Here is a 21,961-nt window from a genome sequence, read left to right on the forward strand (position 1 = left end):
TAGCTCTAAATTGCGCAGCCAATGCCCACTGGAATTACAAAGGATATGCTTAAGGATCGGTGATGAATACGCTTAATACGTCCCCTGCACCTTATGAGGCCTTTATCAGCCTTGAAAGAATCAGCAAAAAATTTCCCGGCGTACTAGCATTAGACAATGTCAGCCTGACGTTAAATAAAGGCGAAGTGCATTGCCTTGCTGGTCAAAATGGCTGTGGCAAAAGTACCATCATTAAAGTCATTTCTGGTGTTTATCAGCCGGAAAAAGGCGCGGCCATTACGCTGGACGGAAAACTATTTCATACTCTTACGCCCCAGCTCTCTTCGTATTACGGCATTCAGGTTATTTATCAGGATTTGTCTTTATTTCCCAACCTGTCGGTAGCCGAAAACATTGCCATTCACCGTTATTTACCCGGCGGAGATTTTTGGGTACATCGCGAGGCAATGCGCAAAAAAGCGGTGGCAGCGATGCAACGGGTCGGCGTCTCTCTGGATCCAAATCGTAAAGTCGAAAAGCTGTCGATCGCCGATCGCCAATTAGTCGCCATATGCCGCGCTATCGCCGCTGACGCCAGTTTAGTGATTATGGATGAACCGACCGCATCGCTGACTCGTACTGAAGTGAATGGTCTATTGCGCGTGGTGAATGAGCTCAAATCCGCCGGTATCTGCGTGGTGTTTGTCAGCCACCGTCTTGATGAGGTGATGGAAGTGGCCGATCGCATCAGCGTGATGCGCGACGGCAAACTGGTTGGCACCTATCCGGCCAGCGAACTCGACAGTAATGAACTGGCATTCCTGATGACCGGACAACGTTTTACCTACAGTCATCTGCCGCATCGTGCGCCAGCTAACGTAACGCCACTCCTTGAAGTCAGCCAACTAAGCCGCAAAGGTCAGTATCAGAATATTTCACTGGCGCTGCGCCAGGGTGAAATCACCTCGATTATTGGCCTGCTCGGTTCGGGCCGGACGGAACTCTGTCTGAGCCTGTTCGGCATGAGCCAACCAGATAGCGGAGAAATCCGCGTTAACGGCAATGTGGTGCAATTCCACAGTAACCGCGACGCCATCCGTCACGGCATTGCTTATGTGTCAGAAGACCGTCTGACGCAGGGTCTGATCATGGAACAATCCATTTATGACAACACGCTGGTGTCCATTTTCGACAAGCTGCACACCAGCGCAGGATTAATGGACCATCAGAAAGCCGCAGCGGTGGTGAGAGACCTGATCCGCGATTTGAACATCAAAGTCTCGGATAGCCAGTTACCCGTTAAAACCCTTTCCGGCGGTAACGCGCAGCGTATCGCCATCGCCAAATGGGTAGCAACGCGACCCCATATTCTGATCCTCGATTCGCCGACCGTCGGCGTAGATATTGCCAACAAAGAGGGAATTTATCGCATCGCACGCGATTTGGCGGAATCTGGCATGGCGGTGCTGATGATTTGCGATGAAATTCCGGAAGCCTATTACAACAGTCATCGCGTGCTGGTGATGCGCAAAGGCGAACTGGTAGCGGAATTCGCGCCGCACCAAAGCAGCGAAGCGCAGATTGCGGAGGTGATTAATGGATAATAAATCTCTGTCGAAACTGTTTTCCCAGCACGAATTCTGGCTGGGATTACTGATTCTGCTGCTGGTGATTGGCTTAAGCGTCGGCACCAGTGAATTTATGACCCTGGGTAACCTGACTGACGTCGCCACCAGCTACGCCATTCTTGCCATTCTGGCCTGTGGACTGTTTGTGGTGTTAATTGCCGGGGGCATCGACATCTCCTTCCCGGCCATCACCTCAATCGGTCAGTACGTGATGGCCAGTTACATCATCCATCACGGCGGTAGCTTTCCACTGGCATTTGCCCTGTCGATGGGCAGCGGGTTGCTGCTCGGGCTGGTCAACGGTTTTCTGGTGTACTGGCTACGCGTTCCGGCCATCATTATCACCATTGCCACGTTAAACCTGTTTTACGGTCTGCTGGTGTATGTCACCAATGGCACCTGGTTATACGGGTTTCCCGACTGGTTTATGAACGGTATTAATTGGTTCTCCTTTACCGCCGCCGACGGCTACGACTATGGCCTGACTCTGCCGCTGCTTAGCTTGCTGGGCGTGATCATCGCCACCGGCGTGTTGATGAACCGCACACGCGTGGGGCGCCAGATTTATGCCATGGGCAGCAACCGTGACGCTGCGTCGCGTCTGGGCCTGAACATCCTGCGACTGCATTTTTATGTATACGGATTTATGGGATTGCTGGCGGGTATAGCGGCCGTGGTTCAGGCGCAAATCACCCAGTCTGTCGCGCCTAATTCCCTGCTGGGTTATGAGCTGACGGTGCTGGCGGCGGTGGTATTAGGCGGCACCAGCATGACCGGCGGCCGTGGCTCGCTGACCGGCACCATTCTGGGGGTAATGCTGCTGGCCTTCCTGCAAAATGGTATGACCTTGCTGAGCATTTCATCTTACTGGCATCAGGTTTTCAGCGGCGTGATCATTCTGGTCAGCATCAGCAGCACCGCGTGGAATGAAAAACGCAAACTGGCAAAGGGAATGTGACATGACAACCTTAAACCGCTTCTTTCCGGGCGATCGCATCATCCGCTTGCAGTTATTGATCATCGTCGCCGTTGCCGTGCTGTTCTCGTTCACGCTGGGCGGCAGTTTTTACAGCGTCGGCAATTTCCAGTCGATCTCCTCTCAATTACCGATTCTGGGCATGCTGGCGCTGGGGATGGGTATCACCATGCTCACCGGCGGTATCAATCTTTCGGTCATTGCCGGAGCCAATGCCTGTTCGCTGGCGATGGCGGCCATTCTGGTGGCGCACCCGAACCAGCCAGAATATTTCGCGCTGGCAATGCTCGCGGGTCTGGTCATCGCCGTGCTCATTGGCGCGCTCAATGGCGCACTGATCGCCTATATCGGTGTTTCGCCGATTCTGGCGACCCTCGGTACCATGACGCTGATTGGCGGGCTGAATATTCTGCTAACCAATGGTGCTGTGATTTCCGGCTTCCCGGCAGCCATTCAATATCTCAGCAACGGCAGCCTGCTCGGCATTCCGGTTGCGCTGCTGTTATTCCTGCTGGTGGCGCTGCTGTTGTGGGTGTTACTGGAACATACCACGCTGGGACGCAGCCTCTATCTGATGGGTTCCAACGAACAGGCCACGCGGTTCAGTGGTGTCAATACCCACAAAGTTACTCTCGCGGTGTATGTGCTTTCCGCGCTGCTCGGATGGGGCGCGGCACTGCTGATGATGTCCAAATTCAACTCGGCCAAAGCAGGCTATGGCGACTCCTATTTGCTGGTGACCATTCTGGCTTCTGTACTTGGCGGAATTAATCCCGACGGCGGGTTTGGCCGGATCATCGGCCTGGTGCTGGCGTTGATCGTCCTGCAAATGCTCGAGAGCGGCCTTAACCTGATGGGCGTCAGCAGTTATCTGACCATGGCGCTGTGGGGTTGCGTCCTGATCCTGTTTATCGCTCTGCAAAACAGAAAATCATAAGCGAAAGATTTTTACGAAGGGAAAAAACATGGCGACATATTTTGTTGGAATAGACGTAGGAACCGGCAGCGCCCGCGCAGGCGTCTTCGATATGACCGGCCGCATGGTCGGCCAGGCCAGCCGTGAGATCACGTTGTACCGCCCGAAAGCCGATTTCGTCGAACAGTCTTCCGATGAGATTTGGCAGTCTGTCTGTAACGCCGTAAAAGACGCGGTTAATCAGGCAGATATCAATCCTATTCAAGTGAAAGGCATCGGTTTTGACGCCACTTGTTCGCTGGTGGTGCTGGATAAAGAAGGTAAACCGCTGACCGTCAGCCCGTCCGGGCGAAGCGAGCAGAACATTATTGTATGGATGGATCACCGTGCTATCACGCAGGCAGAACGCATCAATGCCACCGGCCACCGCGTGCTGGAATTTGTTGGCGGAATCATCTCACCAGAAATGCAGACGCCAAAACTGCTGTGGCTGAAGCAACACATGCCGACGACCTGGAGCAACGTCGGGCATCTGTTCGACCTGCCTGATTTTCTTACCTGGCGGGCCACGCAGGACACCACGCGTTCGTTGTGCTCTACCGTCTGCAAATGGACCTATATCGGTCACGAAGACCGCTGGGACTCGAGCTATTTCCGCCAGATCGGTCTGGAAGATTTGCTGGAAAACAACGCGTCGAAAATCGGTAGTGAAGTAAAAACCATGGGTGAGCCGCTGGGGCATGGATTAACTCAGCGCGCCGCTGCAGAAATGGGGTTGATTGCCGGTACGGCGGTCAGCGTCTCCATTATTGATGCCCACGCGGGTAGCCTCGGCATTCTGGGTGCCAGCGGCGTATCCGGCGAATCAGCGGATTTCGATAATCGCATCGCGCTGATTGGCGGGACGTCCACCGCTCATATGGCGATGTCGCGTAGCGCACGCTATATCGGTGGGATCTGGGGGCCATATTATTCGGCGATTCTGCCGGATTACTGGCTGAATGAAGGCGGACAATCGACTACCGGCGCGTTAATTGATCATGTCATTCAGTCACACCCGTGTTATCAGGATTTACTCAAACAGGGACAAGACAGCGGCAAAACGATTTATGAAATTCTGAATGGTATTTTGCGCAAAATGGCGGGTGAGCCAGAAAATATTGCTTTCCTGACCAAAGACATTCATATGTTGCCCTATTTCCACGGCAACCGCTCACCGCGTGCCAATCCAACACTCACGGGCACGTTGACTGGCCTGAAATTGTCTCGCACGCCGGAAGACATGGCGCTGCATTATCTCGCCACCATTCAGGCGCTGGCGCTCGGCACTCGTCATATTATTGAAACCATGAACCAGAGTGGTTATTGCATTGATACCATGATGGCGAGTGGTGGCGGCACTAAAAACCCGATTTTTGTGCAGGAGCATTCCAACGCGACAGGCTGCGCAATGCTGTTGCCGGAAGAGAGTGAAGCGATGTTGCTCGGCAGCGCCATGATGGGCACCGTTGCAGCGGGTGTCTATGATTCGCTGCCGGAAGCCATGGCTGCAATGAGCCGTATTGGTAAAACCATCACACCACAGACCAACAAAATCAAAGAGTATTACGATCTTAAATACCGCGTATTCCACGAGATGTATCACGACAGCATGAAATATCGTGACCTGATGCAGGGGAAAACCGAATGAATGCGGAAGAAGAATTTACTCAGGCATGTCAGGCCTGGCAGACCTATAGCGAGGAATTACTGGCGTTACAACGTAATCTTGATGCCGAAACCTGGCATCAGCTCCTGATGCTGGTTACCGGATGCCACGGTAAAATTGTTGTGACCGGTGTTGGCACCTCGGGCATTGCCGCGCGGAAAATCGCCCACATGCTGGCATGCGTCGAGCAACCGGCAGTGTACCTCAACGCTACCGATGCAGCCCACGGTGACCTGGGATTTATGCGCAACAACGACCTGATGATCCTGATTTCACGTGGCGGTAATTCTGAAGAACTGACGCGCCTGCTGCCGACGCTTAAAACCAAAGGCGTTGCTATCATCAGCGTGACGGAAAACCTGGACTCAGCGATTGCCGACGCCGCTACGCTGGTGGTGAAAACGCATATCCAGCGGGAGATCGACCCGCTTAATATGCTGGCTACCACTTCTATCATGCTGGTGCTGGCGGTGTTCGATGCGCTGTGCTGTAACATCATGCTGCGTAACGGCTTCGATCAACAGCGGCTGCTCAACGTCCATCCGGGCGGAAATGTCGGCAAAATACTGCGCGAACAGGATATGTGATCGACACCTTCATCCTGTAATTTCTTCCGCTAATAACATGCCAACACTACTTAATCATTTGGGGAGTGATACCCGATCGACATCACTCCATAAAACCGTTAATGCTGACTTCAGGCAGTGGTATTAATGTTGCGCCCAATTGCAGGGTTTGCAGGCAACTGAGGAATCGAATCCAGAATGCCGCTCGCCATCGATTGCTGATTATCTAACGTTTTCTTCAGTACTAACGTGCTTATTTTATTAGCCAGTTCCATGTTATCAAGGCCGGTAGCCAGTGATGTAATTTGTGATACATCCATCTTGCTCTCCTGATTAATACGAATAATGAGTACAAAAACAGCTTTTAAAAGCCTGAAAGGCTTATCGGCATTTGCACGCATTACTTTAACGTTCATTCATAAGGCGATTCCGCAGAATCGCCCCTCAAGCCACTCACCGCATTATGAATGTCTGCGAGGCCAGCACCACAACAAAGCACAGCTGTAGGAGTCTGAAAGCCACAGCGGTACTGACGTGGTCAGAAATCAGCCCCATGAAATAGGGCATAATCGCGCAATGAATTGCGCCGCTACACTGTGTGCTCTCGGTAATTAGTCCCGTTTAAGAAAATCATGATCATCATCACAATATATAGAGCCGAACACAATTAAATAATGGACTCAATATTTGAAAACGCACGTCATTAATCTGATTAATAAAAAATCCCTTCACTAATTGGGTATCAGCAGCCACACTGTCAACCAATTAATTTAGCCTGCAGGATAAACAGTAATATTGGGTGTTTTTTATATGAATATTTCGCAATAAAACACAACATAAATGCATATACAAGAAAGCTTCAATTTTTGCGGATGGCTTGTAAACAGTCCTTAACGCTATCAACACAGCTACGTAGATGAGAGACATGCAATGTACTCTAACTCAATATGGATCATGTTAGAAAAGTCAGTCAATATCATCGGGCTACTATATATTAATGCGCTGATGGCAAAATACGTTGGCCCTGAAGACTATGGCAAAATAAACATTTCAACTTCTCTGTTTATATTTGTGCAAACGCTATCGTGGTTTGGCGGTCAGAACATCATCTTTAAACGCATGAGTGAAAAGAGTAAATCTGGGATCGCATTAGCGATACACACACAAAATCAACGGCGATTTTTCTTTCTCCTGTCATCAAGCGCGGTGTTGATCTACCTCTACTTCTTCACTGACATCATTGTGTTTCTATTTGGTGTGGCCAACTGTATTGCCACTTACTACATTGTGATGGACTTCTTTTCCATCTACAACAACACACAATTAAAATCAAAAATAAACACTATCACCAATGTGATCGGCTTATCTGTTGCCTTGTTGATTCGATTTTCTATTTCATACTTCAAAATGCCCGTGTACTACTTCACCATTCCTGTTATTATCATCCCGCTCATACCTTATTTCCTGCGTCTTATCTATTTTAACTACACCACAAAAGTAAATGAGAATCGTAAAGGCGCCGGAATGTATAACCGTCATATGTTATTCACCGGCGGTGCGCTGATTTTATCAAGTCTATCGGCTGACATCTATACGCAGATATCGAGCATTTTTTTGGCAAAAATCCTTTCTTACTCAAATCTGGGCGTGTATAGCGTCGCGTTAACCATAGGAGGTGCCTGGTCATTTATCGTATTGGCATTAATAACAAGCTTCTTCTCAAAGATATACAGTGAAAAAGATCAAATCACCGTTGAAATGCTACTCATTAAAATCAACCGAATTGTCATCTTGTGTTCGCTTATAGCGTTAGCTGGATTCTACTTTTTTGGTCAATACTTCATCCATTTACTGTATGGCGATAAGTATATGGATTCCGTGAGTATCATTCCCATCATTATCGTCGGCACTATGTTCTCTGCATTAGGTACAATTTGTTATCGCTATATGATCAAAGAGTCCGGATACAGTTACCTGGCTAAAAAGATGTTTTTATGTTGTGTCTTAACCATACCGCTTTCATGGCTAATGATTAATTCCTTCGGCATTAATGGGGCCGCATACTGTTTTTTGATCGTTGAGATTATGTCTTGCACTTTACTCAATTACTTCTTCAGAAATAAAACAATCATCAAAATGCATCTTAACATTTTCAAACTGAGATAATTTTAATGAAAATGATAAAACACACAGTCAAATCAGCGTTAAAAATCAGCGCATATATGTACCCAGAATTTTGCGCTAAAACACATTACTATATTAAGTTCAAGAAAAAACTGAACTTAACCAATCCAATCAATTTCAATGAAAAAATTCAGTGGCTCAAATTCAATGAGTTAAATGGCGATATTTATACCTTGTGCGCGGACAAGTATAAGGTTCGGGAGTATGTGATAGCGAAAGGGTGTGGTGAAATCCTGAATGAACTCTACGGCGTGTATGATGACCCAATGGATATTGACTACCGCGCATTACCCAATAAATTCGCACTTAAGTGTAACCATGGCGCAGGTTACAACATAATCTGTGATAGCAAAGCATCGCTGGACATCGAAAAAACCAACAAGCAACTCAGTAAGTGGTTGAAGCAGGATTTCTCCTCCCATTTCATTGAGCCGCAGTATAAGAAAATTGACCGCAAAATCTTATGCGAAAAATACATTGAGAATGAACGTAGTGGATTCCCAGAGGATTATAAATTCTACTGTTTCAATGGAAAACCTTATGCGGTAATGGTGTGCATGGAGCGAGAGAAAGGCACACCTAAATTCTATTATTTTGATATGAATTGGCATCCGCTTCCCTTTGAAGATACTGTTGAATTAATCAATACCAACAGCTATCCAAAGATGCCGGAAGGTTTCAATAACATGAAAGAGTATGCGGTTAAACTGGCCGCTGATTTTAAATTTGTTCGTGCTGACTTCTACCTTCTCAACGGTAAGGTTATTTTTGGTGAATTGACATTTACGCCCTCTGCGGGACTCGATGTGACACTGCAGGAAGCCGATGCTATTTTAGGCAGCCAGCTAAAGTTGTAGTTTGAAAGTGATTGATTTACCTCCTTTCGTAACAGGTGCGCATCACCGCGCACCCTACAAAAACCTTGCCAAACTGCCTAAGAGTCGCCATATGTGGCGACCGATGCATACGCCACCCATCCCCTGACAACCAAGCCTGCCAAAGCGTCTATACTGATAAACATGAATAAATAATCTGCAGATAACCGATAACAGAATGGTTACTGAATTTTTTGACTTATCTGACAACCAAGGTTGTTGGCTTAATAAAAGGGAAAGTAATGCCATTATTATTTGATGAGTTATCTGGTGCTCCAACATGGGTGCCTGCTGTTTTGCTTGTCACTCTCTCACTCGCAATAGGATTTCTGGCGCGATTTATCCTCCTTAGATTTATTCGCTACTGGCAAAAACGTGACAGAAAACTGTTCAAGTCACTGGAAAAGCATCTGCGCGGATCGCTGTTTCTGTTTATCCCTTTATTGTTAATTAGTGCTGGACTTAGTTATGTTAATATCCAGCCAGGATCGCTGAGCTTTATTACCACCACCGTTAATATATTCATTATCTTATCCTTCTGCTCGGTGCTTATTCGATTGATCAATGTGGCGCAGGATATGCTATTTATTCGCTATGATATCAATCTTTCGAATAACCTTCGTGCGCGAAAAATTCGCACGCAGATAATGTATGTGAAAAAAGTCGCGATTGTCGTACTGGTGACATTGTGTCTTTCGCTAATTTTGCTCAGTTTCCCTGGCGTGCGAAAATTCGGCACCACCATTCTCGCTGGTGCCGGAGTAGCCGGTATAATCATTGGCTTTGCCCTGCAGAAATCGCTGGTTAATCTGTTCGCCGGGATTCAGATCGCCTTTACCCAACCGATAAAAATTGATGATGCTGTAGTGGTGGAAAATGAATGGGGCTGGATTGAAGAGATCAACCTGACTTATGTTGTGGTGCGTATTTGGGATCTGCGTCGTTTAGTTTTGCCCATCACCTACTTTACCGAAAATGCCTTCCAGAACTGGACGCGCAATAACGCCCAAATATTAGGCTCTGTTTTTCTTTACCTCGATTATTCGATGCCATTAGATCCTCTGCGTAAGCATTTTGAAAAAGTCCTCAGTGAAACTAAACTCTGGGATCAACAAACTCAGGTGCTTCAGGTTACGGATACCACTGACAAAACCATGACCATCAGATTATTAATGACGGCGCAGAATTCCCCCACCGCCTTTGATTTACGCTGTTACGTGCGGGAAAAGATGATTGAGTTTATTCAGCAAAATTATCCGCAGAGTCTTCCTCATGTGCGGGCGACACTGACTGATGCCGGGTTTAGAGAGGCGAGTCAATGAAGTTGTTGTGGAAAATCTTATACAGCACATGCTCAGCTAGCGCGTGATCGGCAGGTAACGCGGGATGGAGAAAGATAGTGTGTTTCTGCATCCCCAATCGCTGCATCAGCTTCTCAGATGGCGTGTTATGAGTAGTGGTGAACGAAACGACCTCGGGAAGATGCAAAACATTAAACGCGTAAGCCAACGATGCCTGGGCGGCCTCTTTGGCGATTCCCTGCCCCCAGAACTTTTTTTTAATACGCCAGCCAATTTCCGTGCAGGGAGAAAAATCGAAGCGATCTGGCTGCTGTGCTAAACCCACGCTGCCGACAAATTCGCCGGTGGCTTTCATCTCAACGGCCCAAAAACCCCAACCCTGGTTTGCAACAATCATCGCCTTAAATCTTGCAACGACGTTGTCGCTTTCCTGACGACTCAGCGTTTTCGGGAAATACTTCATCACTTCGGGATCGGCATTGAGTTCGGCAAAGGGTTGTAAGTCTGTTTGCTGCCATTGTCGGAGGATCAGGCGGTTTGTCTCTAACATGGTAAATTTTCCCTTAAACGTTATCCGATTCCTTAAGTTTACCTAACAGCCTTCGCTATAAACAAATTACACGGCCCCTTTCCTTTCATGAAAATCGATATCACCGATCGCAGACGTTGTAGCAGCAATTCCTGATAGTCTGCTGATGTCATGTTCATTTTAAAAGGAGCATCAGTAATGGCAGCAAAAGAACACCATTATCAGGTCACGGTGCGCTGGACCGGCAACCGCGGCAACGGCACCGCATCTTATACTGCTTACGATCGTAACGCGGAGCTGATTGCCGCTGGCAAAGAGACGATAGCGCTAAGCGCCGATCCAGCGTTTCGCGGGGATGCGACGCGCTGGAATCCGGAAGAGTTATTGCTGGCTTCGGCCTCGGCATGCCACAAATTGTGGTATCTGCATTTATGTTCTGACGCCGGAATTGTGGTGGAAGCTTATGAAGATGCAGCAGAAGGGACAATGATTGAGGGCACGCGCGGTCGGTTTACCAACATCACGTTGAAACCGCGCATTGCGCTGCGCGATCCGACGGATGCGGACCGCGCGCGTGAACTGCATCATCAGGCCCATGAAGCCTGCTTTATTGCTAACTCGCTTAACTTCCCAGTGAACTGCGAACCCGAGTTCGTGTAATTCAGGCCGCGCCGGCCAGCGACGGTTGCCACAAGCGCACGCCATTGCGTCCGGCGCGTTTCACCTCATACAGCGCTTCATCGGCATGCCGCAACCAGTGACGTATGGATTCTGCATGCGCTGCCGATGCAATACCTATACTCACCGAACAACGAAACTCCGCCGATGCCGGTAAACGCACCTGCGCAATCTTTTCCTGCAAACGTTGGGCCAGCGCCACCACCGATTCGTCGCTGGCATGATGCACAATCACGCCTAGCTCATCGCCGCCAAAACGCGCCGGAATATCCTGCAATCCCACATGATTGCGCAGTAGCGCGGAGATCTCCGCCAGCAGGAAATCCCCCGCCTCGTGTCCCCACGTATCGTTTACCGATTTGAAATAATCGAGGTCTATAAGCAGTAAATAGCCAGCGCTGTCGCCACGGCGCGTGCTGAGAAATTCGCTCTCCAGCCGACGTTCAAACAAGCGACGATTGGGAATCCCCAGACCGGGATCCATCAGCGCAATGCGCTCCAGCTCGCGGTTGCGTTTACGCAGTTGCCAGGTGAGATTGTACGAGGTGACGCTGAGTACCAGCATGTAGCAGGTTGCCAGCGGCAGGCTCAGCCAGACGGTACGCGTGCTGAACGCCAAATCAACGCCTGCGCCATCCACCAGCCATACCAGCACGAATGCGCAGAGAAATGCCTGCATCGCTGCAATCAACTGGGCTGCACCGCCCGCTGCATAGCGGTCCGAGGCTAACACCGCCATGATGACAAAGGAAGGTAGCGGACTCAGCGCCATCAGCGCTACCCAAATGCCACCAAAGGCGGCATCAAGGGTTAAGTTGTGCCGCTCGGTGGCGGTGGAATCTTCGGCCCGCAGCGCGCGGTGATAAGCCAGCCACGGCCAGAGAAACGCATTCACAAATAACAGGGCGCTAAACGCCAGGCCACGATCCCGCTCCATCAGTACCGAGAGAATCGGGAAAAAACATAACATCGTGCCGAGTTGACGCATGATAAACATGCGGCGGACGAAGCGTTGGGAGCGCCGCTTCAAATGGCTATCGTCAGGTGAGTAGTAGTTCATGCAGAGAAAGTATCAGGACGACAAGAATTGCAGTTTAACGGGAAATATCGGCGGCAGATCGCTTTATTTTAAGAATATTTACCTTGTAATTCTGCGGCCGCACAAAGGTGTCAGCAAGCTGACCCAAAGAAAGTCCGTGGAAGTAAATCTGGAGCTACTTCCACGCTGTTTTTCTAACGTGCAGCACCTTGCAGGCGGAACTGCGACACCAATCGCTCCAGCATCAGCGCCTGCTCTTCCAGGGAGTTCGCCGAGTGCGAAGAGGCGCTCACCAGCGTGGCGTTCTGCTGCGTGGTGGTATCCAGCTCGCCGACCGCGCGGGCAATTTGCTCGATTCCGCGGCTCTGTTCATCCGACGCCGCGGAAATCTCTTCCATAATTTGATTCACACGCGCAATGCTGCCGAGAATCTGATCCATGGTTTCACCGGCGCGCGCCACCTGCTGATGGCCATTGCTGATGCGTCCGACCGATTCATTGATCAACTGTTCGATGTCTTTCGCCGCCCCGGCGCTGCGCTGCGCCAGATTGCGCACTTCGCTGGCGACCACGGCAAAACCGCGTCCCTGCTCGCCGGCACGCGCGGCTTCTACCGCCGCGTTCAACGCGAGGATGTTGGTCTGGAAAGCGATGCTGTTAATCACGGCGGTGATATCGGCGATCTTCTTCGAGCTGTCAGAGATTTCGCCCATGGTGTTCACCACATCACGCACCGCGATGCCGCCTTTATTGGCGTTGTACGAGGCTTCCGCCGCAATCTGACTCGCCTGTCGCGCATTGGTGGCGTTGTTTTTCACCGTGGCGGTGAGTTGCTCCATGCTGGCAGCGGTTTCCACCACCGCCGCCGCTTGTTGTTCGGTGCGTGAAGACAAATCGAGATTGCCTTGATTAATAGCGCTGGCCGCCTGCGATACGCTGCTAACGCTGCTCAGCACATCGCCGATCATGCTGCGCAGCCGTTCGTTCATGCGTCCCATCGCCGAAGTCAGCTTGCCGAACTCATCATGCCGATCGGTGGCAAACTGCGAGCTGAGATCGCCATTGGCGATGCGCTCCGCCAGTTCCAGGTTATGGAATACCGGACGCGTGATCTGACGAATGATGTACCACGCCACCAGCACGCCGAACAAAATCGCCAGACCACCAATCAGCAGCGAAATCGCCGCCGAGCCGTTGGCCAGTTCATCGTTACGCGCTTTGACGATGGTAATGATCTGTTTGATCGCTGCACTACTCTTGTCGCCCGCCACTTTGACGGTGTCCTCCGCCGCACGCAGCTGGCCATAGGCATCCGCCGCTTGCAGACTCAGGCTTTTGAATTTCTCGGTGTCCTGCCACAGTGCGGTGAATTCGCCCTGCTGTTCCGGCGGCAACTGCGCCAGCAGCGCTTTCATGCCTTGATCCGCCTGCTGGAAATGATCCTCCTGCGTTTTACGCAGCGCATCGCTGACGTTAAAACGCAACGCCCAGGCTTCTTCGCGCACATTGCTGATAGCGAACAGCTGCTGGTAAATTTGATTGGTAAGTTCAGGATTAGTAACCGGTGTGCGAATCAGTTGGGTGTAGCGCGAAGTCATATCTTGCCGGCTTAAAGCGTCAAGTTGCGAGCGCAGGCTATTGAGTTGTTGCGTGGCTTGCGTCATCGCGCCAATGCTGTTCTGGAAACTGGCGAGGTGCGTTCCCAGTTCATCCACCCGCGCTCTGGCACCTTCCGACCATGAAAGTTGCTTGGCATCACTGGTGAGTTGCTGCGCATGCGTGACGTAATTCGCCATCACCTGGCCGGATTTGTCGTCCCCATAAAGATATTTGAGGCGGTTAATTTTGGCCTGGAACACTTCAATGTTGATGTCATAAATCAGGTTGGTTTTCTGATAGATGTCATGAATGGCGTTAAAGCGCTGCACGCTTAATCCGGTTGCCAGCGCCACTAACAACAGCACGATGCCGAATCCTGCCGACAGCTTACGCGTGATGCGCACATTACGTAATCGGGATACCAGCCCCATCTTCCCTGCTCCTGCGTTAATTATTTTTGTATGGTTTGTAAGGGAGTTATCGGAGGGTTGCGGGAAATGTTTATTCAGGATGGTGCAAAAAGTGATTGCAGGATGTGACGCGCCGCGAGGACATGGAACGTAACGATTGCTGTATTAATGTTGGGCATCATCCTTTCCGCAAATGGAAATAACATTTCCGCGCGTTCACTAAATCCCTTTAGAAACCAAGTATTGCAATGCATTAAATGACGGCAAAGCCGATGAGCGTGCAGCGCAGGTTATCGCTGATGCGATAAAATAGCCTTGTATGCGGGCTGATGGCATTAGCGCTTCTTTATTATTTCGATTAAAGACGTGGTGGAGATACTAGGCGTGCGCTCAAGATAAATGACTTCAGCCAGTGAAGAAAACTTATCAAACTTCCCTTTCCAGTCATCACCCATTACCAGCGTATTGGCGTTGTATTTTTTTATGTAGTCAGCCTTCAATTCCAGCGATTCTTCAAGAAACACTTCATCGACGTATTTAATACCCGCGATAATCGACATTCTGTCGCTTTCATCGTAAACCGGGTTGCGCCCTTTTTTATGGAAGTTTAAGGCGTCCGAAGAGACCCCGACGGTTAACCAGTCACCCAGCGTTTTTGCTCGCTGTAAGATATTTAAGTGCCCAACATGGAACACATCGAAGGTTCCGAAGGTGATGATTTTTTTCATGGGTTTGATATCGATTAAAAAATTGGCCCCAAACTTAGCAATTTACATGCCACAAAAATAAAGACCTATTTTCAATAAGATAGGTGAAATTCGTTTTTTAGCGGAAGTGACATTTCCATGTACGCGGAAATGATTGATGCGGTGAGTTGTGAACGGATGGATTGCCCCAGTTGGGCATGTAGAAGTCAGATTTTGCTGTCCGACTGGCAGGCCGCAAAAGAGTTAAACCCGCGAGTTGTTACGCAGTTTTCTAAAAGTATGTTGTAACTATGAGAGCCATTTTTTCTCTGGCGAGCTAACACTGCGAATTAGAGACTTAAAATGAATGATATCAATAGTATGAGTTTGTTTATTTAAGCGATTTCAGCATGAAATCGCCCGCCACAACGTGCGGGCAATAACGCTTTACCAGCGTGTCGCTTGCATATCGATAACGAAACGATATTTCACATCGCCCTTCAACATGCGCGCGAAGGCTGTTTCGATCTCTTGACCGGCAATCACTTCAATATCGGCAGTAATATTATGTTTGCCGCAGAAATCCAGCATCTCCTGAGTTTCCTGAATGCTGCCAATCGATGAGCCGCTAATGCTCAAACGACGATTTACCATCGGCGTCACATTTGGGGACTGGTGCGGTTGCTCCGGAATACCCACCAGCACCAGGCGACCGTTGGTTTTCAGCGTGGCAAGGTAAGGATCGAGATCGTGCGGAGCCGAGACGCAGTCTACGATAAAATCCAGTGAAGTTTGCGCGGCGGCCATCTGCCGGGCGTCACGTGAAACCACCACGCGCGTCGCCCCCAAGCGCAGCGCATCTTCACCTTTGCCGGGTGAAGTGGTGAAAAGCGTGACTTCCGCGCCCATTGCGCTCGCCAGCTTAACGGCCATATGCCCTAATCCGCCCAAACCGACTACGCCGACTTTATCGCCGGCTTTTACGTTAAAGTGACGCAGCGGCGACCACACGGTAACGCCCGCACACAGCAGCGGTGCAACGCCAGCCAGTGGCAAGGTTTGCGGTACGGACACCACAAAGTGCTGATCGACCACCACATTCTGCGCATAGCCGCCCCACGTGCTGTCGCCGGTGTATTTGTCGATGCCGTTATAGGTCGCCACAAAGCCGGATTCACAATACTGCTCTTCTTGCTGCTGGCAGAAATGGCATTCGCGGCAGGAATCGACCATTACGCCGACGCCAACTACATCACCGGCTTTGAAATTCGTTACGTCCGCGCCGGTTTCAACAACGCGTCCGACAATTTCATGTCCCGGCACCAGCGGATAGCGGCTGACCGCCCATTCGTTACGGGCCATGTGCAGATCCGAATGGCACACACCGCAATACAGAATTTCAATTTTGACATCCTGCTGTTGCAGCGGTCGCAATGCAATCTGGCCTGAAGAGAGCGGTTGGGCCGCGTCGTGCGCGACTAATGCATTGATTTTCATAGGGCCTCCGAAATGAGTTGGCTTTGGCTAGCTGAAGGCGGCAGACTATAGTGAACATGGTGCAAAATTGATAGTAGTTACCTTTTGGTAACCATTCAGGAGACGAGAACTATGCCCGCGATGGTAGACGGTAAACTGTTTTTTTATGCGGATTCGCCGCCGCGACGGTTAATGGATCTGTTTTCGGTGAAATGGAGCAGCATGGTTCTGCATGCGCTCTATCATTGGCCTAACCATCGCGCACGCACCGGCGAGCTCCAGCGCAGCCTGCAGGGAATTTCGAAGAAGATGCTGTTTCAGACGTTGAAAGAGCTGGAGCAGCGCGGGCTGATTGCGCGTCACGTTTATGATGTGGTGCCGCCGAAAGTCGATTATCGCCTAACACCGCTCGGCATGACGTTCGCGACACCGATCGAGCAGATGTATCAATGGGGGCTGGAGAATCAGGCGGCGCTGGATGAGATGGAAGCCCACTTTCGCGCCGCTACGGACGTGCCATCAGCCGCGCCACACATTCCCGATCGTGCTGCTGACGCGGATTAAACACCACCAGGCTTAAACCCGGTTTACCTTCAACCGCAAAAGTGCTGTATTCCATCTCAAGCACGCCTTCGTCCGGCAGCCACAGCTGTTTAATACCTTCGCCATGCTGACTCACTTCCTGTGATTGCCACAGCTGGCGGAAGGTGTCGCTCATCTCGCACAGTTCCTCCACCAGCGCGCGCACATGCTCGCTGGCGCCGGTGCGCGCCACATCTGCGCGAAAGTTGGCCACCATGCCGCGTGTCACTTTATGCCAGTCCGGCAGACGCTTTTTCATTTCCTCGTTACGAAACATCATCAGCAGGATATTGCGCTGGGCAGGCGGCAGTTCAGCGTAATCGACAAACACTTTGGTTGCCGCACGGTTCCACGCCACCACTTGCCACTCTGCGGTTTTGACCAGCGCTGGCGTGTTCTCCATGCTGTCGAGCACGCGCTGCAGCGATGGCGAAACATCCACGCCCGCCTGCCATGTCACGCCAGGCAGACGATTTTGCGCCAGCAAAAACAGATGATCGCGCTCGGCGGCGCTCAGCTCTAATGCGCGGGCTAAGCGTTCCAATACTTCTTCCGATGGCGCGCCGCCTCTGCCCTGCTCCAGCCACGTATACCAGGTAGTGCTGACACACGCGCGCACCGCCACTTCTTCCCGGCGCAGGCCCGGCGTGCGGCGGCGAAGTAGGGTGTAACCAAGTTTCGCCGCATCCAGCCGCTGGCGACGTTCACGCAGATAGTTGCCGAGCTGGTTGTCATCTTGGGAAGTCATGCCTTTATCCTGTTAGTGCGTATACCTGTATAAGCTCACGACTTTTCGTCGCGTTGCAGACTTTTATGATAGTGCTTCAACTTTGAAAAAGTGGAGCACCAATATGCGAATTTTTGTGACCGGGGCGAGCGGCTTTATCGGTTCCGCCATTGTGAAAAAACTGCAGGCACGCGGTTATCAGGTGCAAGGTCTGGCGCGCAGCGAGGCTTCCGCAGAAAAACTGCAGCAGCAAGGTGTGCAGGTGATTCGCGGCGATCTGCAAGATCTCGACGGCCTGCGTAAGGCGGTCGAACAGAGCGATGGCGTGATCCACGCAGGATATATTCATGATTTCAGCCGCATGGATCATGCCGCCGAGGTCGACCAACGCGCGATTCTGGCGATGGGTGATGTATTGGCAGGTTCAGATCGCCCGCTGATTGTCACCACCGGCACCGCGCTGGTGTCGCCGGGACGTCTCGCCACCGAACAGATTCAACCAGCAGCGGGCGCGCATCCACGTTCCAACTCCAACGTCGCCGCGCTGGCGCTGGCCGACAGCGGTGTGCGCGTGGCGCTGGTGCGTTTACCGCCAACCGTACATGGCGCAGGCGATCACGGATTTATTCCGATGATCATCAATATGGCGAAGGAAAAAGGCGCAGCGGTGTATGTCGGCAAGGGTGAGAATCGCTGGCCCGCGGTGCATCGCGATGATGCCGCTGAACTGTTTTGCCTCGCGGCTGAAAAAGCTGAGCCGGGCGCGATTCTGCATGCAGTGCAGGAAGAAGGGGTGCCATTCCGGCAGATTGCCGAAACCATCGGCACCGGATTATCACTGCCGGTGAAAAGCCTGACGCTGGAAGAAGCAAAAGCGTGGTTAGGCTGGATGGCATTTTTCGCCTCTACCGACAATCCGTCATCCAGCGCGTGGACGCGTCAGACGTTTAACTGGCAGCCGAGCGGGCCGGGGTTATTGCAGGATATGCGAGAGGCAGGCTATTTTGATTAATGAACCCGTGATGAGTTCTCAAGATCATTAACTTAAAACGCTAAGAGAAATACTTACCCACATCGTCACGCTGATGAATAACAGCGAGCACTTCAATTCCACCGGGCACCACACGATAGAAAATCATGTGGGAGCCGCTAGGAAAACTCACAATATTCGGGCCAAGTTCGTCACGTTTACGGCCTGTGCCCGGATTTTTATCCAAATGACTCAAGGTGTTCTGCATGCCCTGAACATAGATTTGCGCTGTCATTGGCCCATACGTTTTATGCGAATGTGCATTGATGTCTCGGACCTGCTTTCTTGCTGGTCCGGTAAAAATGACGGTCATCCCTGGGTTTACTCCCCGGCAGATTTGATTTCTTCAGCAGTCAGTGGACTAAAAACATCTTCCATAGTGTAAACATCGCCTCGCTCGGAAGCAGCAATAGACTCGGTGAGCATATTGCGAAGATTCTCCAGCTTGTGTGCTTCCAGCGCGTTGTAATCGTCCACTGACATAATGACAAATTTTGGATTGCCATTTTTGGTAATGCCGACAGGCTCGCGTGTCGCTTTGTTGAGAACTTCGCCAAACTGGATTTTGGCTTCGCTGGCTGTAAAGCTATACATAATCCCACCTATTTTGGTCAAATCGTACCGATTCGTACCTATAGTAGTTCTCGCGATGCTCTATTACAATCACAACTTTGACCATTGTCGACACCTCCAAAACATCAGCCAAACGGCACTTCGCGCGCCAAAATGCGGGCGATCACGTTAAGCGCGCCTTCGTCATTGTTGCTTTCGGTTCTGTAACGCGACACAGCGCTGACTGGCGCGGCGGCGTTCGCCATTGAGAAGCTGTAGCACGCTTGACGCAGCATTTCGATGTCATTGGCGCTGTCGCCTATCGCCACCACTTCACAATCATCAATGCCCCATTTTTCCTGCAGCAGCGCGATTCCGTGCGCTTTGTGGCAGCCAGGAATGATCAAATCCACAAACCCAAAACCACTGGAAACCGGATGCATGATGTTTTCAATCGCGCCCAACTCAGCGTGCAGACGTTCCATCAAGGCATCAACGCCTTCGTGCGCCAGATTCAGCGAGAACTTAAAGATGGTGTCGTCGATATCGTAGAGATTGTCGCGCTTTTCCAGACGATGATAGTGATTCGCCAACATGGCAATCACTTCGTCGGACATTGAGGTGTGCACGTACGCGCCGTTGCGGCCACAGACCACGGTGCTGATGTCCGGCTCTTTAGCGAGGATGTCGAGGATTTGATGCACGCGCTCCTGCGCCAGTTCGCCGCAGAAGATCTCTTCATTGCTGTCAGAAACCCAGGCGCCGTTTTCCGCAACAAAAGCGATCTCGTCTTTGATATCAGGAAAGTAGCGCAGCAACTGATAATACTGATTGCCGCTGGCGACCACGAAACGAATGCCCTTCTCTTTCAGCAACGCATACTGACGCGCAAAGCGCTGCGCGTTGTATTGTTTGTTGTCATCGAGAAAAGTGCCATCCATATCCACCGCAATCATCTTCACTGCCATTTTGCTCTCCCGTTTGCTCATTCGGCTCTATAAAGGTTTTGTTAAGCTTACTCGCGGTGTGGATTATTGAGAATGTGAATAATGAGTTTGTTAACCGCTTTCAGAGATTTCCAGTCCATCTTTTACTGTAAATCGGCGCCTTTTTCCCTGATCCAGGCACAAAACATCGCCGCCATCTCTTTCGCATAAGCCTGAATCTCAGCTGGCGTGCGCGGCGATTCGGAAAAATGTTTCCCAACATTGCCCAGCGTACTGTTCAATAAATCTGCGGCGCGCGATCGTTCACTTTCCTCTGAGTGCGGTAATACTTCACGCAGAAAATCACTGATGACGTTTTGACCCGCCGTGCGCGCTTCCTGCACTTCCGGCGCATCACGATACAAAGGTGCGGCGTCATTCAGCGCGGTGCGCATCGCCGCCTCTTCACATTCCGAATGCAAAAACGCCAGTGTGAGATCGTGCAGTCGTTGACGCGGCGTGTTGGCGGTATTGCGCAGAATCGCACCTAACAAATCGCTAGTGCGTAGCCATTCTTCGCTTTGCAACCTGAAAAGAATAGCTGCCTTATTGGGGAAATATTGATACAGCGATCCAATACTGACGCCCGCGCGTTCCGCCACCCGCGCCGTGGTGAAACGCGCGGCGCCTTCCAGCGCCAAAACCTGAGTAGCCGCCTGCAAAATGGCGGAAACCAGCTCGGTGGAACGCGTCTGCCTGGGTCTTTTTCTCTCTGAAATCTTAATGTTACGTGGCTCAGTCACTATCATCTCCTGAACACGAATAGTGAAATGCGAATGATTCATCGTATTCTGTTGGCACAGCAAAATCCATTTGTCTGCACGGTGAACAACATGAATACCTTAACCTCTGCGCCACTGGCGCCGCTGCTGAATTACCTGTTTGAACTGGCCGATAATATGGCGCATCCAACCAATAACGCCTTCAGAACCATGACTGACGCCGAACAACATCGCCTGCTACACAGCAAAACCGATTACCTGGAACTTTATGGACATCTAAAAGAGGTTCCGTTGGCGGTATCGCGTGAAACCGGCAAGTTGCTGTATATGTTGGCGCGCAGCAGCAATGCCCAAAGCATCGTTGAGTTTGGCACCTCATTCGGCATTTCCACGCTGCATCTGGCGGCGGCGCTGCGCGATAACGGCGGCGGTAACATCATCACCTGCGAGTTTGAACCGGGGAAAGTGGCGTTAGCCCGTAACCATTTCGCCGATGCCGGCGTCAGCGATTTGATTGAGGTGCGCGTGGGCGATGCGTTGCAGACATTGAGCCGCGATCTACCGGCCACCATCGATATGCTGGTGCTGGACGGTGCAAAAGCGATTTACCCGGAGATTGTTACGTTGGTGCAGCCGTTTTTGCGTCCCGGCGCGCTGATTGTTGCCGACGATGCCGACTTCAGCCCGGAGTATCTGGAGCTGGTGCACAGCAATCGTGGTTTTATGTCGCTGCCGTTTAACGATGGGGTTGAGGTGTCGATGTGGGTTGGGAATGCGTAATTATGAAGGTCGCCAGGAATGGCGACCTGACT

General features: G+C 50.9%; 23 protein-coding genes. 12 read left to right on the forward strand and 11 right to left on the reverse strand.

Annotated features, from left to right (window positions below; genetic code table 11):
* The first annotated feature begins 62 nt into the window (after positions 1 to 62).
* The 5 genes from FCN45_RS20795 to FCN45_RS20815 are packed head-to-tail and all read left to right on the forward strand — an operon-like array spanning position 63 to position 5,794.
* Complete coding sequence (locus tag FCN45_RS20795) at positions 63 to 1,583, forward strand: sugar ABC transporter ATP-binding protein (protein WP_137387100.1); 1,521 nt, start codon at positions 63 to 65, stop codon at positions 1,581 to 1,583.
* Entirely contained in the window at positions 1,576 to 2,565 is a 990-nt protein-coding gene (locus tag FCN45_RS20800) for an ABC transporter permease (protein ID WP_101761228.1), read from the forward strand. The genes FCN45_RS20795 and FCN45_RS20800 overlap by 8 nt, the downstream gene beginning before the upstream one ends.
* Before the next feature lies 1 nt (position 2,566).
* On the forward strand, positions 2,567 to 3,520 hold the full coding sequence (locus FCN45_RS20805) for an ABC transporter permease (RefSeq protein WP_137387101.1): 954 nt from the start codon (positions 2,567 to 2,569) through the stop codon (positions 3,518 to 3,520).
* 28 nt (positions 3,521 to 3,548) lie between these two features.
* Positions 3,549 to 5,189, forward strand: a complete 1,641-nt coding sequence (locus FCN45_RS20810) for an FGGY-family carbohydrate kinase (protein WP_137387102.1) — start codon at positions 3,549 to 3,551, stop codon at positions 5,187 to 5,189.
* On the forward strand, positions 5,186 to 5,794 hold the full coding sequence (locus FCN45_RS20815) for an SIS domain-containing protein (protein ID WP_110867098.1): 609 nt from the start codon (positions 5,186 to 5,188) through the stop codon (positions 5,792 to 5,794). The genes FCN45_RS20810 and FCN45_RS20815 overlap by 4 nt, the downstream gene beginning before the upstream one ends.
* A gap of 110 nt (positions 5,795 to 5,904) precedes the next feature.
* Here FCN45_RS20815 and FCN45_RS20820 read toward each other — a convergent pair whose 3' ends face one another.
* Complete coding sequence (locus FCN45_RS20820) at positions 5,905 to 6,093, reverse strand: YjfB family protein (protein WP_110867097.1); 189 nt, start codon at positions 6,091 to 6,093, stop codon at positions 5,905 to 5,907.
* 610 nt (positions 6,094 to 6,703) lie between these two features.
* On the opposite strand from FCN45_RS20820, the gene FCN45_RS20825 reads away from it, so the two are divergent.
* The 3 genes from FCN45_RS20825 (at position 6,704) to FCN45_RS20835 (ending at position 10,154) form a co-directional block, all read left to right on the forward strand.
* Positions 6,704 to 7,939: an oligosaccharide flippase family protein gene (locus FCN45_RS20825; protein WP_137387103.1), complete on the forward strand. Its 1,236-nt coding sequence runs from the start codon at positions 6,704 to 6,706 to the stop codon at positions 7,937 to 7,939.
* Positions 7,940 to 7,944: 5 nt separating this feature from the next.
* On the forward strand, positions 7,945 to 8,814 hold the full coding sequence (locus FCN45_RS20830; RefSeq protein WP_137387104.1) for an ATP-grasp fold amidoligase family protein: 870 nt from the start codon (positions 7,945 to 7,947) through the stop codon (positions 8,812 to 8,814).
* Positions 8,815 to 9,074: 260 nt separating this feature from the next.
* The gene (locus tag FCN45_RS20835) at positions 9,075 to 10,154 is read left to right on the forward strand and encodes a mechanosensitive ion channel family protein (RefSeq protein ID WP_137387105.1); all 1,080 of its coding nucleotides are present in this window, start codon (positions 9,075 to 9,077) and stop codon (positions 10,152 to 10,154) included.
* Here FCN45_RS20835 and FCN45_RS20840 read toward each other — a convergent pair.
* Positions 10,135 to 10,683 carry a GNAT family N-acetyltransferase gene (locus FCN45_RS20840; RefSeq protein ID WP_137387106.1) on the reverse strand — a complete coding sequence of 183 codons (549 nt, stop codon included), beginning with the start codon at positions 10,681 to 10,683 and terminating at the stop codon, positions 10,135 to 10,137. The genes FCN45_RS20835 and FCN45_RS20840 overlap by 20 nt on opposite strands.
* A gap of 177 nt (positions 10,684 to 10,860) precedes the next feature.
* Between FCN45_RS20840 and FCN45_RS20845 the strand changes: the two genes are divergently transcribed.
* Positions 10,861 to 11,322: an OsmC family protein gene (locus FCN45_RS20845; RefSeq protein WP_137387107.1), complete on the forward strand. Its 462-nt coding sequence runs from the start codon at positions 10,861 to 10,863 to the stop codon at positions 11,320 to 11,322.
* A 1-nt stretch (position 11,323) separates the two neighbouring features.
* On the opposite strand, the gene FCN45_RS20850 is transcribed toward FCN45_RS20845, so the two are convergent.
* The 4 genes from FCN45_RS20850 to FCN45_RS20865 form a co-directional block, all read right to left on the reverse strand.
* Complete coding sequence (locus FCN45_RS20850; protein ID WP_137387108.1) at positions 11,324 to 12,400, reverse strand: diguanylate cyclase; 1,077 nt, start codon at positions 12,398 to 12,400, stop codon at positions 11,324 to 11,326.
* Positions 12,401 to 12,573: 173 nt separating this feature from the next.
* A complete protein-coding gene (locus FCN45_RS20855) occupies positions 12,574 to 14,409 on the reverse strand; it encodes a methyl-accepting chemotaxis protein (RefSeq protein WP_137387109.1) in 1,836 nt (611 codons plus the stop codon).
* Positions 14,410 to 14,723: 314 nt separating this feature from the next.
* Positions 14,724 to 15,116: an adenylyltransferase/cytidyltransferase family protein gene (locus FCN45_RS20860; protein ID WP_137387110.1), complete on the reverse strand. Its 393-nt coding sequence runs from the start codon at positions 15,114 to 15,116 to the stop codon at positions 14,724 to 14,726.
* Positions 15,117 to 15,521: 405 nt separating this feature from the next.
* Positions 15,522 to 16,571, reverse strand: coding sequence for an NAD(P)-dependent alcohol dehydrogenase (locus FCN45_RS20865; RefSeq protein ID WP_137387111.1), 1,050 nt, complete (start codon positions 16,569 to 16,571; stop codon positions 15,522 to 15,524).
* Positions 16,572 to 16,682: 111 nt separating this feature from the next.
* Between FCN45_RS20865 and FCN45_RS20870 the strand changes: the two genes are divergently transcribed.
* Positions 16,683 to 17,114, forward strand: a complete 432-nt coding sequence (locus FCN45_RS20870; protein ID WP_137387112.1) for a helix-turn-helix domain-containing protein — start codon at positions 16,683 to 16,685, stop codon at positions 17,112 to 17,114.
* On the opposite strand, the gene FCN45_RS20875 is transcribed toward FCN45_RS20870, so the two are convergent.
* A complete protein-coding gene (locus tag FCN45_RS20875; RefSeq protein ID WP_110867089.1) occupies positions 17,056 to 17,880 on the reverse strand; it encodes a helix-turn-helix transcriptional regulator in 825 nt (274 codons plus the stop codon). The genes FCN45_RS20870 and FCN45_RS20875 overlap by 59 nt on opposite strands.
* A gap of 103 nt (positions 17,881 to 17,983) precedes the next feature.
* Here FCN45_RS20875 and FCN45_RS20880 point away from each other — a divergent pair, with 103 nt between their 5' ends.
* A complete protein-coding gene (locus FCN45_RS20880; protein WP_137387113.1) occupies positions 17,984 to 18,871 on the forward strand; it encodes an SDR family oxidoreductase in 888 nt (295 codons plus the stop codon).
* 40 nt (positions 18,872 to 18,911) lie between these two features.
* Here FCN45_RS20880 and FCN45_RS20885 read toward each other — a convergent pair whose 3' ends face one another.
* The 4 genes from FCN45_RS20885 to FCN45_RS20900 all read right to left on the reverse strand — a co-directional run bounded on the left by FCN45_RS20885 (position 18,912) and on the right by FCN45_RS20900 (position 21,170).
* A complete protein-coding gene (locus FCN45_RS20885) occupies positions 18,912 to 19,202 on the reverse strand; it encodes a type II toxin-antitoxin system RelE/ParE family toxin (RefSeq protein WP_137387114.1) in 291 nt (96 codons plus the stop codon).
* A gap of 8 nt (positions 19,203 to 19,210) precedes the next feature.
* On the reverse strand, positions 19,211 to 19,483 hold the full coding sequence (locus tag FCN45_RS20890) for a type II toxin-antitoxin system Phd/YefM family antitoxin (RefSeq protein WP_137387115.1): 273 nt from the start codon (positions 19,481 to 19,483) through the stop codon (positions 19,211 to 19,213).
* 104 nt (positions 19,484 to 19,587) lie between these two features.
* Positions 19,588 to 20,409: a Cof-type HAD-IIB family hydrolase gene (locus FCN45_RS20895; RefSeq protein ID WP_101761208.1), complete on the reverse strand. Its 822-nt coding sequence runs from the start codon at positions 20,407 to 20,409 to the stop codon at positions 19,588 to 19,590.
* A gap of 122 nt (positions 20,410 to 20,531) precedes the next feature.
* Positions 20,532 to 21,170: a TetR family transcriptional regulator gene (locus tag FCN45_RS20900; RefSeq protein ID WP_371419614.1), complete on the reverse strand. Its 639-nt coding sequence runs from the start codon at positions 21,168 to 21,170 to the stop codon at positions 20,532 to 20,534.
* 90 nt (positions 21,171 to 21,260) lie between these two features.
* Here FCN45_RS20900 and FCN45_RS20905 point away from each other — a divergent pair, with 90 nt between their 5' ends.
* Positions 21,261 to 21,929: an O-methyltransferase gene (locus FCN45_RS20905; RefSeq protein ID WP_137387435.1), complete on the forward strand. Its 669-nt coding sequence runs from the start codon at positions 21,261 to 21,263 to the stop codon at positions 21,927 to 21,929.
* Positions 21,930 to 21,961 lie beyond the last annotated feature (32 nt).

Source organism: Pantoea sp. SO10, from assembly GCF_005281435.1.
GTDB lineage: Bacteria > Pseudomonadota > Gammaproteobacteria > Enterobacterales > Enterobacteriaceae > Pantoea > Pantoea leporis.